The following is a 14,977-nucleotide window of genomic DNA, read 5'->3' as shown; positions in this document are numbered from 1 at the left end:
ATAACAATGAAAAAAATAGAAGCAGACCAATTAAGTTATAAAGGAGAGTCAAACGGTGTTCACAGTTGGACAACACCGAGCGGTCAGCCATATTACTGGCACCCAGATTGGCTCCATATTGCTGAAGATGCGACAGGCTCACATCCAAAGCAAAAGATCGATGTCGAACAAGACCAAGCACCAACGGAAAAACACGCGGTGTCTGCTATTCTGAAACACATCAACCAATGGGCTGCAGACAAACTAGCGTCTCACCCTGAGATTGAAACCGGCTCAATCGAAGCTGAAATCAATCTCAAAAAGTAACGGGGTAAAGTAGATAGCAAACTCAATCACTCGCGATTCTAACCAGTACACAGACTGAATAGCCTCGAACCTCGACCGAGGCTATTCAAGTATCTTCATAAAAATGCTGCAATAACCCCCACCTAGCTAACAAATCTCTAACACAAACCAGTTTCTTGTATCAATCCACGAAAGCTATCGATAGAATTTCCGGTCTTATTCACGTCACTTATGCTAATCATTCGCAATTTTAAAGTCGTGAATCAATGAATGCGTAAATCTAATAAGAATGAGAACAAAGGCTTACCGATGGATACTTCAAATTACAATCAATCGCTAACGACTAAGTTATATGTAATTGCTGGCGTGCTGTTTGGCACCTATGGCAGTCGGGTGTGCCCTATGCTCGATAGCTTAACGACGTTAGAGATTTTCACACAAGTCAGTATTGTGTTTATCTTATTATGGCTCGCACGTCGTTACCCATTGGCGCAACATACCTTGGTCAAGCAAGGCCGATTCGCGCAACTCGATACCCTGCTATTTTTTGCTGCAAGTGTGCCTTTCGCGCTCTACTACAACTTAAGCTATGAATTCACCATAGATAGTAATTTGAAGGTGCTGTTTGGCATGAGTCTATTCGGCTTCTTTACCGGAACCATTCTTCAATTGAATGCCAAGCTCAGCCAAATGGATAAAATGGAGACGACTGGACAATTCGACTTCCAACTGGTTGGTGAAAGAAGTTCACTGGTCAAGCAGATGATAGGCTTGGTTATCGTGCTTCTGGTAACACTGACGACTATGTTGACGATGATTGCTGTCAAAGACATCTTCTGGCTAGAACACAACCCTGACCGCTTATTGGATGGCACCGGCAAGATCAGCGTGATCAAAGAGTTTATTTATTTGGCTGTGGTACTGGGTGGCTACGCGATAACCATCATGACGCTTTGGAGCAAGCTAATTAAGCGTATTCTCCTAAGCCAAGAGCACGCATTAAACAAAGTCACCAATGGCGAGCAAGGCGTTCGCTTACCTATTTTCGGCTACAACGAGCTTGGATCAATGGCATCTATGACCAATACCATGCTTGATAGCCTTGAAACCGCGCAAAACGAAGTGAAAACCACACGTGACGTGGCCATTGTGAGCTTATCGGCATTGGCTGAATCTCGAGACAATGAAACGGGCGCACATATCCTAAGAACTCAAGAGTACGTCAAGGTGCTCGCACAAGAGCTCAGCAAATCAGAAACCCACTCAAGCTTGTTAACTCCAAACTACATCGAGTTGCTCTACAAATCTGCGCCTTTGCACGACGTGGGCAAAGTAGGTGTTCCTGATAGTGTGTTATTGAAGCCGGGCAAATTGACGGACGAAGAGTTTGAGATAATGAAAGGTCACCCCGCGATTGGGGCTGAAGCGTTATCTATTGCAGAAAAGCAGTTGGGAAGTAGCTCTTTCTTAAGAGTCGCAAAGGAGATATCTCTCACTCACCACGAGAAATGGAATGGCAGTGGTTATCCTAATCAGTTGTCTGGTGAAGATATCCCGTTATCTGGCCGTTTGATGGCGTTGGCCGATGTTTATGATGCGCTAATATCGAAACGCGTTTACAAGCCAGCCTTTACTCATGAACAAGCCAAACAGATCATCTTAGAGGGCAATGGGACGCATTTTGATCCGCAAGTTATCCAAGCTTTTCTAGCAGTTGAACCAGCGTTTGTTTCAATTGCCGCGACCTACAAAGATGGCAAAAATGTAGCCAGTGAACTCGAGCGCGAAAGCTTTATTGCTCAACCAGCGTAATCTATTCAAAAACCACTAACTTCTTGCACTCTATAGGTTAATCCGTAGGGTGTTTTGTTATCAAATACCCTCTTTAGTCAATAAATCTGATTGAAATGGATTTTTTTTAGCCTTTCTGTTCACTTCGTATTGTCTTAAAAATTCCATACAGGTATAACTACCCATAGATACTATCCCCTCTCAATTGACATGGATGAAGATTATGTTTGAAAAAGTGTTAGCTGCTCCCGCCGATCCTATCCTCGGCCTTACTGAAGAGTTTAAAAAAGACTCTCGTGCAGAGAAAATCAACCTTGGTGTTGGCATCTACAAAAATGAAGATGGTCAAACGCCTGTACTTAAAACAGTAAAGAAAGCAGAAGCTGCACTTCTTGAAAACGAAAAAACCAAATCTTACCTAACGATTGAAGGTACGGCTGAATACGGTCTAGCGGTTCAGAAACTTCTTTTCGGTTCAGACGCAGAGATCGTTGCATCTCAACGCGCTAAAACAGCACAAGCTCCAGGTGGTACAGGTGCACTTCGCGTAGCGGGTGAATTCATCAAGCGCCAACTGGGCGATGTAAAAATCTGGATCAGTAACCCAACTTGGGCAAACCACAACGGCGTTTTCGCTGCTGCGGGTATCGAGACAGCTCAATACAGCTACTACAACGCTGAAACAAAAGACAAAGACTTCGCAGGCATGGTTGCTGACCTAGAGAAAGCTTCTGAAGGCGATATCGTTCTTCTTCACGGCTGCTGTCACAACCCAACAGGTATCGACCCAACAACTGAAGAGTGGGAAGTTCTTGCTAAGCTGGTTGCTGAGAAAAAACTGCTGCCTCTATTCGATTTTGCTTACCAAGGTTTTGCAAAAGGCGTTGAAGAAGATGCTGCTGGCCTACGTATTTTTGCTCAATACAACAAAGAGATCCTTGTTGCTAGCTCGTTCTCTAAGAACTTCGGCTTGTACAACGAGCGTGTTGGTGCATTCACTCTGGTTGCAGAATCTGCAGACGTAGCAACAACAGCGTTCTCTCAAGTTAAGAGCATTATTCGCTCTATCTACTCTAACCCACCAGCGCACGGCAGTGCTGTCGTTACTCACATCCTTGGTGATGCTGATCTACGTGCTGAATGGGAAGCAGAAGTAGCAGAAATGCGTGACCGTATCCAAGAGATGCGTGAGCTATTCGTAACAACACTGAAATCTGAAGGTGTTGATGCAGACTTCACATTCATCGAACGTCAAAACGGCATGTTCTCTTTCTCAGGTCTAAGCAAAGAGCAAGTAACTCGCCTAAAAGACGAATTCGCAATCTACATTGTTGGCTCTGGCCGTATCAGTGTTGCTGGTATGACTAAGTCGAACATGGGTCCTCTATGTAAAGGTATCGCTGCGGTTCTTTAATCGTAAAGTGAAACCTGTATTTACAGACCAGAAACCTGCTCTTGCAGACCGATAGATATGCAAAAGCCAGCAATTAAGCTGGCTTTTTTGTGTCTCGACTTTCAGGTTTAGATACTTTGTAAGTTAATACTCTAAGAAAAACTCTACACCCAACTCATTGGTTCGTTCGCTACGAATTTTACCTTCACCATCTCGATGTTGGTATGACCCACCAATCGCAAACTTGTTGGTCACTAGATAACGTAAACCTAAGTGATAGATCTCTTCATCAAACAGGTCACTTCGGTTCACTTGCACACTGCCATTGGCAATCCAACGTTTCGCAAAGCCATAGTTAAGCTCAGCTTTTACCCCTTGGATGAACTCAGTGTCTGAAGATTCAGTTTGGTTGGTGTCATTATTTTCAACCTTACCCTTAGTGATACCAAGCAGGTAGTAAGCCACTATATCTAAATCTTTCTTAATGCTGTAACGGTAACCAACACCTGGCATCAGCGTATCAATTCGAGTTGTGGTGTCATCAGGGTGAATAAAGCGTGCGCTGTAGTCTCCCAGCAACAACCAATCATCCGTCATCGCGTAACTGACGCCTAATCCATACGACGAGGCATTGTTATTACTGCCTGCATCTTCATTTAAACTGCCCGAATGCGCCGTGGCATAAATATGGTCGTAATCCAAAATATCCACCGCGTTAGTGTCCGCCCACAAACTTGGAGAAAACATAAAAACCGCAGATACAAAACTAAGCTTCCACTTCGACATTCCTATCATCCTTAAACTGTCACTCCATTAATTGAAAGGTTAGTCTATCCATAAGACTTTAAAAAGGTTTTAGCTCACAGATTGATTTGTGACGGCAAAATATTATCAAATGTTGTACCATGAAATCATACAAACCAATGGATGATCATTATGGATGCTGAGTTATTAGAGATTCAAAACTTTCTGGCACAATACCCCCCTTTCACAGAACTCCCTGAGGAGATGTTGGCGAAAGTGACCAGTAGCGTGGAAATTTCTTATTACCGCCAAGATACCCCTATCATTCACTTTGGTGATCAAATTCATGACTTATACATCGTTCGAAGTGGCGAAGTCGAAGTCTACCGTCGTAAAGGCGAACTCTATAACCGCCTGGATGAAGGTCACCTGTTCGGTCAAATGGGCCTACTGACCAACAACAAGGTGCGTTTCCCAGTTAAAGCGACTGAAGACACCCTACTCTACTGTATTCCTGAGCCTATCTTCCAAGAGCTCTACGACAACTACGACTCTTTTGCCGATTTCGTAGAAGTAGAAGATAACGCACGACTGCGCCAAGCCAACTCAGACAGCAACGACGCTAACGACCTAACAACATCCAAGGTTAAAACGCTACTGACCAGCGAAGCGCCAATGATCGAAAAAACGCGCACGATTCAGCAAGCTGCGACCATGATGGCACAAGATAATGTTTCCTCTTTGCTGATCATCGACCCAGATATCGTTGAAGATGATGAAGATGACTCAACACCCGTGATTGGCATCATCACCGACCGAGATTTGTGTACGCGAGTCCTCGCCGAAGGTCTCGATCCATCGGATGAAGTATCCAGCGTAATGACACCAGAGGTTATCTCACTCGACCATAATGCTTACGTATACGAAGCTATGATGACCATGCTTCGCTATAACGTGCATCATTTACCAGTACTCAAAGATAAGAAGCCGATTGGTATTATCGAAGCGACCGATATTGTTCGTTACGAATCTCAAAACTCGCTGTTATTGGTAAGCAGCATCTTCCAACAACAAAGCATTGAAGATCTAAAGGTGCTTTCCGAGCAAGTGAAAGACAGCTTTGTGCGCTTAGTTAACGAAGATGCCAACGCCCACATGGTGGGTACTGCAATGTCGGTAATTGGTCGTAGCTTTAAGCAGCGAATTATCGAACTGGGTGAAGAGAAATTGGGCAAGGCGCCTATTCCTTACTGTTTCCTCGCACTCGGCTCTATGGGGCGTGATGAGCAGTTGCTGGTTACAGACCAAGATAACGCAATCATTCTTGATGATACCTACGACGAGAAAAAGCACGGTAAGTACTTTGAAGAGCTATCGACCTTCATTTGTGATGGCTTAGACCAATGTGGCTATGTGTACTGTACTGGTGACATCATGGCAACTAACCCAACGTGGCGTATGACTCGTCGCCAATGGGAAGAGTGCTTTGCCGATTGGATTGATGATCCAAACCCGAAAGCCCTGTTGAATGCTTCAATCTTCTTTGACTTAGATGGCGTTTATGGTCGTCTAAAATGGGCCGAGCAATTGAACAGCTTTATTGTTCGACGCGCACGTAAGAACAATCGCTTCTTGGCGTGTCTTGCACGTAACGCACTCAACCGTACACCGCCGCTCGGTTTCTTCAAAGATTTCGTGATGGAGAAAGATGGCCGTCACAACAACTCTATCAACCTTAAGCGTCGTGGTACTGCGCCACTGGCCGATTTGATTCGTGTTCACTCGCTCGCGGTAGCGTCTCGCTCTAAGAACTCGTTCGAACGCTTAGATGACATTATCGACGCTGGTATTCTGCCAAAAGGCCGAGCTCAAGATTTGAAAGATGCGATGGAGTTTATCTCTCTGGTTCGTATTCGTCACCAAGCACACGATGTCGACAACAACATCGAGCCTGATAACAACATCGAGCCAGAGAACCTGTCTGACTTCGAACGACGTAACCTAAAGGATGCATTCCAAATATTAAGTAATGCGCAAAACTTCCTTAAGTTCCGTTATCAAGCCAGCAACAAGTTTAAGTAGGGCCTATGAACAAACTATTCAGATCACCTGCGGTCGATTGGCCATTTAAGTTTGCTCAGAAGCTAGAACGAGCGAGAGACGAGCGCTTAAAGCACTTTTATAGCCAGCCTCTTCCTGCGCCTGATACGCCACTTTCAGAAGTGATGTTCTTGGCTGTCGACTTTGAAACGACGGGGTTAAACCCAAACAAAGACGGCATCATTACCATTGGTTTAGTGCCATTTACGCTCAATCGTATCTACTTACGACAAGCCAAACACTGGACGCTGAGACCCAAACAGAAGTTGGAAGAAGAGTCTGTCGTGATTCATGGCATCACTCACAATGACATCATTGATGCGCCAGACCTTAGCGAAGTGTTGGGAGAGATCTTAGAATCAATGGCGGGACATATCCCAGTGGTTCACTATCGTCGTATCGAACGTGACTTCTTAGATAACGCATTAAAAGTGAGGTTAGGTGAAGGCATTGAGTTCCCAGTCCTCGACACGCTGGAGATTGAATCTCAGATCCAAAATAAACTGGCTGGCGGCTTGTGGAATAAGCTAAAAGGTAAGAAGCCGGCTTCAGTGAGACTGGGTCAGAGTCGTCGTCGATACCATCTGCCCGACTACACGCCGCATCATGCATTAACTGACGCTATTGCGACCGCTGAGCTACTCCAAGCGCAAATTGCTCATCACTTTGACTCTGAGATGCCTCTGAAGAGTTTCTGGCTCTAGCTGAGTTACGTAGGCTAAATACAAACACAAAGCCCATCAACTTCCATTGGTGGGCTTTTTCATTTTTATCGTCTGTGTTTAAGCAACGGTTGGCCCGACTAAGCGCATTTCCCATAAGCGTTTAAACATATTATAACGTCACACCGCAGCAGTTCCGCTCTAATGGACGTCGAAAATCGTGATCGCTATTTGTCAGCGTGATTGGCATTATTACTTCCCAACCACAGACAACGTTTGGTAATAAAGACGCTTTTGCTGATACATATTCTCATCAGCGACTGAGAACAATTGCTCAACGTCTGTTGAATCACTAGAGGCTGCACCAATCGAGAATCTGACAGGAATAGAGATACCCGCTTTAGTCTCGATTGCCTGTTGCTCCTGAGCAATGTACAACTGCTCAGTCATCTTTGCGACATTGAGCGAACTCGACTCACCAGACGTTAAGGTAAGCACCGCAAATTCATCTCCACCCAAACGGTATAGATTACTGGCAGGTGTCAATTCGTGGCTGATTACGTCTACGCAGCGCTGTATCAGCTCATCCCCGATCTCATGCCCATGAACATCATTGGTCGTTTTCAAGCCATTGATATCAATAATGATCAAAGAAATCTGATTTTGATTGTCGTTAATGCTGCGTTTACTGAATTCGAGATCTTCATTAAAAGCTTTACGATTCAAACAGCCAGTCGGCATGTTAATCCGTGTAATATTTTCGAGCTCTAGCCAACCAGCTAACTGTTTTTGGTACATGTCAAAAATCAGAAGATCTTCTTCACTGAGGACATCAAATGAACTTGAACAAAAATACCCGATCGCCGTCCCCTGTGAGTCACAGAGTATCAGGTCAGCCTCGCCAGTCCGGTTAAAATGAAACTGAATCGAATGTTGAACAAGTAATGTCTTTAACTCTTGATCGACCATTTGAGGAATCAACCGATATTCAGCCGCGTGTCTTGATGATGCAAACTGAACGATCTTCAAAATACGATGCTTCTGGGATTCTTCACGCGCGAGCGAATTAGTTAACTTGCTGGTTTTCTCTTCGACTAAGTCCTCTAGCTGAACATTAAATCTTTCGAGTTTATCGTTACTTTCGGTAAACTCACGGACTTGATATTGTATGCGACCCCACAAGGTTTCCAATAAACGACTCAGCGTGACGAACTCTGTAAAACGATGTTCATCCACACTATGAGTCGGTGACTGGTTATGCGAATACGACGTAACAGATTCAGCCAACAAGTTTAACTGCCCTGAGAACCAGCGGCTTAGGAACAGAGCAAACACAATCGAGATGGCAAGCGTCGCCACCAATATTCTGACAAAGACCACCTGAGCTTGTTGCATCTCTAATAAACGCTCACTGTCGGAAATATGATGTTTGACGTTCAGTACCAATTTGTCGGTAAAGAATGTGCTGTCGATAGAGATAATGTTCGCACTTTGTTCAGAAGATTGAGCATCCGTTGAATCAATATAGTTAAACTCAACCGACTCATTTTGATAAAGGAAAGGCGTCACTTTAGTCTTAAGTCTGTCATACCCCATAAGAACCACAAGATAACCCTGCGGCGTGTATGTAGAACCTTCTATCAAACGATAAGGTAAAATCGGCGCGACAAAAGCGATACCTGCAGCGGCATTATCCGCCACTTCAGTTTCGGTAAACTCGGTGTGGAACAATTTCCCTTGCCCATAAACCGATTGAGGACGCTTCAAGCTTTCTAATAACTGGCTCTGCTCAAAATGGTACAAGCTGCCTTTGCTGTCATAAATGGGCTTCCAGTTTTGGTCCAGAATATAAGTCGCGGACACACTCTCCGCTAGCGCATTGAAGCTATCCATCTTGTCCCAAACAACACTCGAGAAAAAGATATTACCACCCGCTTTAATCAATGATCGGTCATGCGAATACCATTGAGTTAGGCTCACCGTTGATGACCACTGCATCAAGCGCTTTTTTCTCATAGCGTTGGGTATCGACCCAAGCATCAGGAAGCGTCGCTAAATCGATATATTCAGTTAGACCTAAGAAGTCAGAAGGAACCCAGATGGCGTCGGGAAAGGTATTGTCTCTAGGATCAGCAACAAGCAGTTCAGAACGAATACTGTTGACGTCAAACGAACGAATTTCTACACGATGATCAGTCATCGCTTCGATATGTTCTTTTACATAATCGGCCGTTTCATAATTAATACCAGCCCATATTTCAAGTGTGGACGAACAAGCAACGGCCGGAAATAGCATCGCAAATAGACTCAATAACCTCACACTTGGTTCCTTGTGGTAAAAATTAGACGTTGGATTTTAATCGCCCATCAATAAACCGGGCGATGCGGCTTATCGCTCACTGCTCATGATTAGAGACCTAGCTTTGGGCGACACGTTATATAGTAAAAAGTGCCTAAATAACAGTTGATACTCTCGCTTTAAGAGAAAGGTCTGCTCATTCTGATACATCCGTCATATCTCTGGATGACTGTTCTTACAATAAATCAACATACCATACCCTTTATTATTAACGACAAAAAAAATGCCGCAAAAGCGGCATCTATCTCGTTCGGTGCATTCGACACAATAAAAATCAAATAAGCAATTTATCAGTCAAAGCCCTATCATCGATTAAGCGTATTTCTCTTCGAAATCTTTCATGAAGCTAACCAGCGCTTGAACGCCTTCCAGAGACATTGCGTTGTAAAGTGAAGCTCTCATTCCACCTACTGCTCTATGGCCTTTCAGTGATTTCAGACCTGCAGCATCAGCCAATTCTAGGAACTTGCCATCTAACTCAGGTTTCGCCAGTTGGAACGGCACGTTCATTCTAGAACGGTTTGCAGTGTGAACATCGTTTTTGTAGAAAGCTGAGCTATCGATTGCATCGTAAAGCAGCGCTGCTTTCTCTTTGTTCACCAACTCCATCGCTTCAACGCCACCTTGAGCTTTCAGCCACTTGAACACAAGGCCTGATAGGTACCAAGCGTACGTTGGTGGTGTGTTGAACATTGAGTCTTTTTCAGCAAGTACTTTGTAGTTCAGAATACTCGGCAACACGTCGTTTGCGAGTTCGAGTAGATCATCACGTACGATTGCAATGCAGATACCCGCTGGGCCAATATTCTTTTGCGCGCCCGCGTAAATAACACCATACTGAGACACGTCGATCTTACGAGACAGAATGTTAGATGACATATCCGCTACGATTGGCTTATCCGTTTGAGGAAGTTCGCTGATTTCAATACCATCGATGGTTTCATTTGGACAGAAATGTACATACGCTGCTTCCGGGTCGATTTTCCAATCTTTAGCTGGAACAACCGCTGCTTTGCCATCAATTGACGTCTTCGCGTTGAATACATCGATTTCGCAATATTTGCTCGCTTCAGTCACTGCGCTTTCTGCCCAGTAACCCGCATCGATGTAAGTCGCTTTCGTCGCATCACCTAAAAGGTTTAGAGGAACAGCAGCGAATTGAGCACGAGCGCCCCCCTGACAGAAAAGAACTTTGTAGTTGTCTGGGATGTTCAGAAGATCACGTAGGTCCTGTTCGGACTCGTCAGCAACTTGAATAAATTCCTTGCTGCGATGGCTGATTTCCATCACGGAAGTCCCTAAACCATTCCAATCAATAAAGTCCGCTTGCGCTTGTTTCATTACCGGTTTAGGCAGTGCAGCTGGGCCAGCACTGAAGTTGAATACGTTATCTAATGTAAGTTCCATGGGGATGATTGCTCCTGCTAAATAATAACTATGCAAGTAATACCATGTTTTACCCAACATAAAAACAACAAAAGAGGTCTTAAGACCTCTTTTGTTTTGTACCGTATAAAATGTTTAAGCTTAACCTGCTAAATCACCCTATCAGTATTCACGCCTGCTCTGTTTATTGAACAAAAACCGGCATAAGTAGAGCGATTAATGGAATTTCTTGTCCATTTTCGAACACTAGGTTTCCATTTTCTAAGTCAGCGCTGATTTCATAACCACTGTCTGTTTCCTTGATCATTTCCATCACAAGCAATTCATCGATACCTTCACGGATGAATGGATACTCTTCAACAAGTTCATTTGAGAAGCTAGAGTGAACGTTGCCCGTTAATGCAGGCATGATCATCGAAGGGTTGCTGCTGATGTTTTCGGTCCCTTCCGGCACGCTCACCAACCACTTAGATTCGAACTGTCCCTTACCTAACTCTAACGACATGTTGTTCATTGAAAGGTCGAAACCTTTAGCAAACAGGATATCGATAAATGGAATGATCTCTGCAACGTCTTCTTGCGTCATCACAGGATTAGATTGGTAAATCTCAAAGATTTTCTCAAACGACTCGCTATCCAACTTCGACATTTCAAAATCGACGTTTAGGTTGTTCAACTGGCCTTCACTGGTCTCGATGTTTGCGATATCCAGCTTGAGGTTGCTGCGCAGACGCTTAGTTGCTTCATCTAGATGTGATTCAAAATCGTACTTAGAATTTTCAATGGTCATGAAAGGCTGCATTGCAGAATCTGAAACCAAGAAGCTATCGATAGTAAAATTCTGAGTACCTAACCAGTAGCCTTTCGCTTGTTGGCCTGAACCCACACCTTTCAGATTAGACAGCGTTACCTCTTCACCGGTTTCAAAATCAATTTGAACTGAAGGGATTGAAAGCTCGTAATCAACTTGGCCTAAAACAGTCACATGGCCAGAAAGATTCGATTTAGTGATCGAGACCGAAGTCCCATTCTCATCAGAACCTTGGTGATTGAACTGGCTTAACTCAAAGTTAAAGTCAGTGTTGCCGTTTAGCTCAGTACTAGTGGTCAGAGTTAAAGGCAGAATATCGGTATTCTCAAACGTCGACAGTGCATTTAGACTCACCAAACCATGGCTAACCGCACTATTTATGACAAACTCACTCGGCAACCCATCAATCGCAAGTTGCTCTTTCAGGTTTTCATCTATCACAGTTAAACGAGTGGTTACGTTGGAAGACAAGTAACCTCTATCGTATTCCACGATCTCAGCTTGAATGCTTGAATTGTTAAGCTTTGCAACGCCATCGGTAATCGCATTTTGTCCAATTTGCCCAACCGCTAGCGGCCAACAAAGTGCCAGTGAGATTGCTCCGCCAATAGCACCAATTTTTCTTAACTGTTCCATGAGTTCTCTTTCTACACGTGTCTATTTTTTTTAGTCTAACCCATCAGTAGCAAACAAGAAACATTGAGTTAAATCAGTCTATTGCTCGATACTTCGATTGCCTCAATAAATTAACGGCTAGCTCTCATCCTTATTCGGCGGTTCTTGCTAGGCTAAAGACGTCGCTACTATTAAGGTTGAGCTGTGAATCAATACGCTGTTATCTGTTTGGACAATAATCCGGTTAGCATTGAAAGAATACGTTCGGAGCTGGCTCCGTTGGCTTCTGTATTCGATATTTATACTGCCGAGAACATAGAAGACGCACATCACGCATTAGAAGATATTCATGATCACAACCAAACCGTTGCCTTGGTGATCACTCATCATCATTCTGAATTTAATGGCGTGCAATTCCTGATTGAACTTCAACAGCTGCCCCATAGTAATACCGCAAGAACGATATTAGTCAGCGCTTCGTCAGACATTCAATCCATTTTAACCGCTGTGAATGAAGGTAGGCTCAACCACTGTTTAACCAAACCGGTTCAAGATCAGGTTCTGTTCAAATCAGCGCAAAAAGAGCTGACCTCTTTTGTTATCCAATACGACTCAGAAAACCTGCTCTCTTACAGCGATGCATTGGATCAACAACGCTTACTCAGAGCGCACATTGAGCAAAAGATTCACTCTTTCCAATCGGGTTTCATTCACGACTACCACCAGCTTTCTGATAATGCCCTTGCAGAACGTGTCGTCAGTGCCTTACAAGATGTGTTTTCAAAAGATGACAAAACTAAGGCCATTCGTGACTATTCCCCCGAGCATCTACTCACTGTGGAAGGCGAAGACAATCGCTTTTTATGGCTGATCATTGAGGGTGAAGCAGCTCTTTATAAGAAAGATGAACTTGGGCAACAGCGGGAAGTGGTACGTCACTCCAAAGGGAACATTGTTGGCGGGATGTCATTTGTAACAGGCGAGCCTTCGTTTTCTACGGCGATCACCCTAACGCAGACTCGCGTTATCAAACTGGATAAAGATAGCTTTGCTCAGGTGATGCATTCAAACAATACCCTGCTGCCTTTATTTACCAATCTATTGCTCCGTCATTTTAATCGACGTTTGCAACGCAGCATCACCAATAAGATCAAACTGCAGCAGACACTAGAATCATTAGAGTCTGCACATCAACAACTGATCGAGAAAGAGAAAATGGCGATGCTCGGGCAGCTAGTCGCGGGAGTCGCACATGAGCTGAATAACCCGATTGCTGCCATATTAAGAAGCATCGAAACTCTGTCAGACCATCTCGACCAAATATTGGCAAACCTATCCGTTCCAGAGTCCAATAAAGGGACTGACGTACTGGCACATTCAAAGTTAGCTAAGCCACTATCAACAGCCCAAGAAAGACAGCTCGTAAAGCATCTTACGTCGACGATTAATGACCGTGCTTTAGCAAAAAAAGCCGTGAGACTAAACCTAAGCCAAGACTCTACGGTTCTAAACACATTAAAGGCGTCCCCTGTCGCAGGCAAAGAGCTGCTCAATGACTTAGAGCATTACCATTATGTTGGAAACTCTATCCGCTCAATTCAAGTGTGCAGCAAGCGTATTGCCGATATGGTCAAAAGCTTAAAAAGCTATGCTAGAGAAGATGAAGAAGTTCGCCACTACACAGATATCCACGAAGGGCTTGAAGATACCTTAGTGATCTTCGAAAACAGGCTTAAACACCACCAACTCGAAAAGCATTACGATACCGACTTACCGCCTTTATTGTGCCAGTCGCTCTCGCTGCAACAAGTGTGGACCAACCTTATCTCCAATGCGCTCGATGCCCTATCTGAACGAGGAAAAGTGACCATCACCACTTCTCAACAGACAAAAGGCGACGACGCGTTTCTTGTGGTGCAAATCTCCGATACTGGCCACGGCATTGCCAAAGAAGACATCAACACCATTTTCAACCCAAATTTCACGACTAAAAAAGAAGGCAACTTTGGTTTAGGGATTGGGTTATCCATTTCTCAACAAATCGTTTCGGCTCATCAAGGGTTTATTTTGGTGGAGTCAGAGGTAGGCAGCCATACAAACATGCAAGTGTGGCTTCCATTCAAACAAGAAGGAGCACCTCATGAATAAGTACCTAATTTTATGTGTCGATGATGAACCTGAAGTTCTCAATAGTGTCCTTCAGGACTTGGCGATATTTGAAGAGAACTTTCTGGTTGAAGGTGCAGAGTCGGTCGATGAAGCCAAGCAAGTAATCAAAGAAATGGGACAAGATGGTATTAAGCTCGCGTTAATCTTATGCGACCACATCATGCCAGAAGAAACCGGCATTGATTTTCTGATCGAACTCAACCAACACGACGCTACTAAACCAACGCGTAAGCTGTTGCTCACCGGGCAAGCTGGGCTAGAAGATACCGTCACAGCCATTAACAACGCAGCACTTGATTTCTATATTTCAAAACCTTGGCAAGGCGACCAACTGAGAGACACGATTACTCAACAATTGACTGACTATGTCATTGCCAACGACAAGCAATTGCTTAACTGGACTTCGATCTTGGATACCGAGCGCATACTGACTTCAATGGCGGATAAACGCACCAGTTTTGGTGAATAGCACTGATTGGTTAATGGATACTGAGAAAAGCGGCATCCGATATAAGAACCGTCCGAATGCATACAAATTTTGGATAATTCGCTCGTCTATTTTTCTCATTCGCCCTAAACATGAGATCTCCGTTACATACTGATCCTTAATTTGCTTGTTTTTTAACTAAATGAGTAAGGTTTTACATTTTAAAGGATTACTT

10 protein-coding genes and 2 pseudogenes are annotated in these 14,977 nt (G+C 44.1%); 7 read left to right on the top strand and 5 right to left on the bottom strand.

Annotated features, from left to right (window positions below; all coding sequences use genetic code 11):
* Nucleotides 1-6 precede the first annotated feature (6 nt).
* The 3 genes from AB4323_RS09995 (at nucleotide 7) to AB4323_RS09985 (ending at nucleotide 3,490) form a co-directional block, all read left to right on the top strand.
* Nucleotides 7-306: a hypothetical protein gene (locus AB4323_RS09995; RefSeq protein WP_017060414.1), complete on the top strand. Its 300-nt coding sequence runs from the start codon at nucleotides 7-9 to the stop codon at nucleotides 304-306.
* A 249-nt stretch (nucleotides 307-555) separates the two neighbouring features.
* Complete coding sequence (locus AB4323_RS09990) at nucleotides 556-2,097, top strand: HD-GYP domain-containing protein (RefSeq protein ID WP_372152294.1); 1,542 nt, start codon at nucleotides 556-558, stop codon at nucleotides 2,095-2,097.
* A 202-nt stretch (nucleotides 2,098-2,299) separates the two neighbouring features.
* Entirely contained in the window at nucleotides 2,300-3,490 is a 1,191-nt protein-coding gene (locus AB4323_RS09985) for an amino acid aminotransferase (protein ID WP_019822582.1), read from the top strand.
* Nucleotides 3,491-3,613: 123 nt separating this feature from the next.
* On the opposite strand, the gene AB4323_RS09980 is transcribed toward AB4323_RS09985, so the two are convergent.
* Nucleotides 3,614-4,255 carry an outer membrane beta-barrel protein gene (locus AB4323_RS09980; RefSeq protein WP_052878179.1) on the bottom strand — a complete coding sequence of 214 codons (642 nt, stop codon included), beginning with the start codon at nucleotides 4,253-4,255 and terminating at the stop codon, nucleotides 3,614-3,616.
* Between the two features lie 150 nt (nucleotides 4,256-4,405).
* Here AB4323_RS09980 and AB4323_RS09975 point away from each other — a divergent pair, with 150 nt between their 5' ends.
* Nucleotides 4,406-6,295 carry a DUF294 nucleotidyltransferase-like domain-containing protein gene (locus tag AB4323_RS09975; protein ID WP_048609207.1) on the top strand — a complete coding sequence of 630 codons (1,890 nt, stop codon included), beginning with the start codon at nucleotides 4,406-4,408 and terminating at the stop codon, nucleotides 6,293-6,295.
* Between the two features lie 5 nt (nucleotides 6,296-6,300).
* Nucleotides 6,301-7,017: a 3'-5' exonuclease gene (locus AB4323_RS09970; protein ID WP_017060409.1), complete on the top strand. Its 717-nt coding sequence runs from the start codon at nucleotides 6,301-6,303 to the stop codon at nucleotides 7,015-7,017.
* Between the two features lie 210 nt (nucleotides 7,018-7,227).
* Here AB4323_RS09970 and AB4323_RS09965 read toward each other — a convergent pair.
* The 4 genes and pseudogenes from AB4323_RS09965 to AB4323_RS09950 form a co-directional block, all read right to left on the bottom strand.
* Nucleotides 7,228-8,952 (bottom strand): annotated as a pseudogene (locus AB4323_RS09965) (GGDEF domain-containing protein); the annotation flags it as partial.
* Nucleotides 8,951-9,295: pseudogene (locus AB4323_RS09960) on the bottom strand (maltose/maltodextrin-binding protein); the annotation flags it as partial. The pseudogenes AB4323_RS09965 and AB4323_RS09960, both read right to left, overlap by 2 nt.
* A 351-nt stretch (nucleotides 9,296-9,646) precedes the next feature.
* Entirely contained in the window at nucleotides 9,647-10,741 is a 1,095-nt protein-coding gene (serC, locus tag AB4323_RS09955) for a 3-phosphoserine/phosphohydroxythreonine transaminase (RefSeq protein WP_017065411.1), read from the bottom strand.
* Nucleotides 10,742-10,904: 163 nt separating this feature from the next.
* Entirely contained in the window at nucleotides 10,905-12,167 is a 1,263-nt protein-coding gene (locus tag AB4323_RS09950; protein ID WP_372152291.1) for a DUF945 family protein, read from the bottom strand.
* A 183-nt stretch (nucleotides 12,168-12,350) separates the two neighbouring features.
* Here AB4323_RS09950 and AB4323_RS09945 point away from each other — a divergent pair, with 183 nt between their 5' ends.
* On the top strand, nucleotides 12,351-14,294 hold the full coding sequence (locus tag AB4323_RS09945) for an ATP-binding protein (RefSeq protein ID WP_017060404.1): 1,944 nt from the start codon (nucleotides 12,351-12,353) through the stop codon (nucleotides 14,292-14,294).
* Nucleotides 14,287-14,784 (top strand): response regulator, encoded by a 498-nt coding sequence (locus tag AB4323_RS09940; protein WP_017065410.1) that lies wholly within the window; start codon nucleotides 14,287-14,289, stop codon nucleotides 14,782-14,784. The genes AB4323_RS09945 and AB4323_RS09940 overlap by 8 nt, the downstream gene beginning before the upstream one ends.
* Nucleotides 14,785-14,977 lie beyond the last annotated feature (193 nt).

This window comes from Vibrio sp. 10N.261.52.C11 (assembly GCF_041471405.1).
GTDB classification, from domain to species: domain Bacteria; phylum Pseudomonadota; class Gammaproteobacteria; order Enterobacterales; family Vibrionaceae; genus Vibrio; species Vibrio crassostreae_C.
Note: the sequence above shows the minus strand (reverse complement) of the source record. Positions and strands in the feature narration are given on the sequence as shown.

Bases quoted from the DNA above. Each gene is read 5' to 3' on its own strand.
- AB4323_RS09990 (WP_372152294.1), top strand. From the start codon at position 556: ATGCGTAAATCTAATAAGAATGAGAACAAAGGCTTACCGATGGATACT.
- AB4323_RS09985 (WP_019822582.1), top strand. From the start codon at position 2,300: ATGTTTGAAAAAGTGTTAGCTGCTCCCGCCGATCCTATCCTCGGCCTT.
- AB4323_RS09980 (WP_052878179.1), bottom strand. From the start codon at position 4,255: ATGTCGAAGTGGAAGCTTAGTTTTGTATCTGCGGTTTTTATGTTTTCT.
- AB4323_RS09940 (WP_017065410.1), top strand. From the start codon at position 14,287: ATGAATAAGTACCTAATTTTATGTGTCGATGATGAACCTGAAGTTCTC.
- AB4323_RS09975 (WP_048609207.1), top strand. From the start codon at position 4,406: ATGGATGCTGAGTTATTAGAGATTCAAAACTTTCTGGCACAATACCCC.
- AB4323_RS09950 (WP_372152291.1), bottom strand. From the start codon at position 12,167: ATGGAACAGTTAAGAAAAATTGGTGCTATTGGCGGAGCAATCTCACTG.
- AB4323_RS09995 (WP_017060414.1), top strand. From the start codon at position 7: ATGAAAAAAATAGAAGCAGACCAATTAAGTTATAAAGGAGAGTCAAAC.
- AB4323_RS09970 (WP_017060409.1), top strand. From the start codon at position 6,301: ATGAACAAACTATTCAGATCACCTGCGGTCGATTGGCCATTTAAGTTT.
- serC (WP_017065411.1), bottom strand. From the start codon at position 10,741: ATGGAACTTACATTAGATAACGTATTCAACTTCAGTGCTGGCCCAGCT.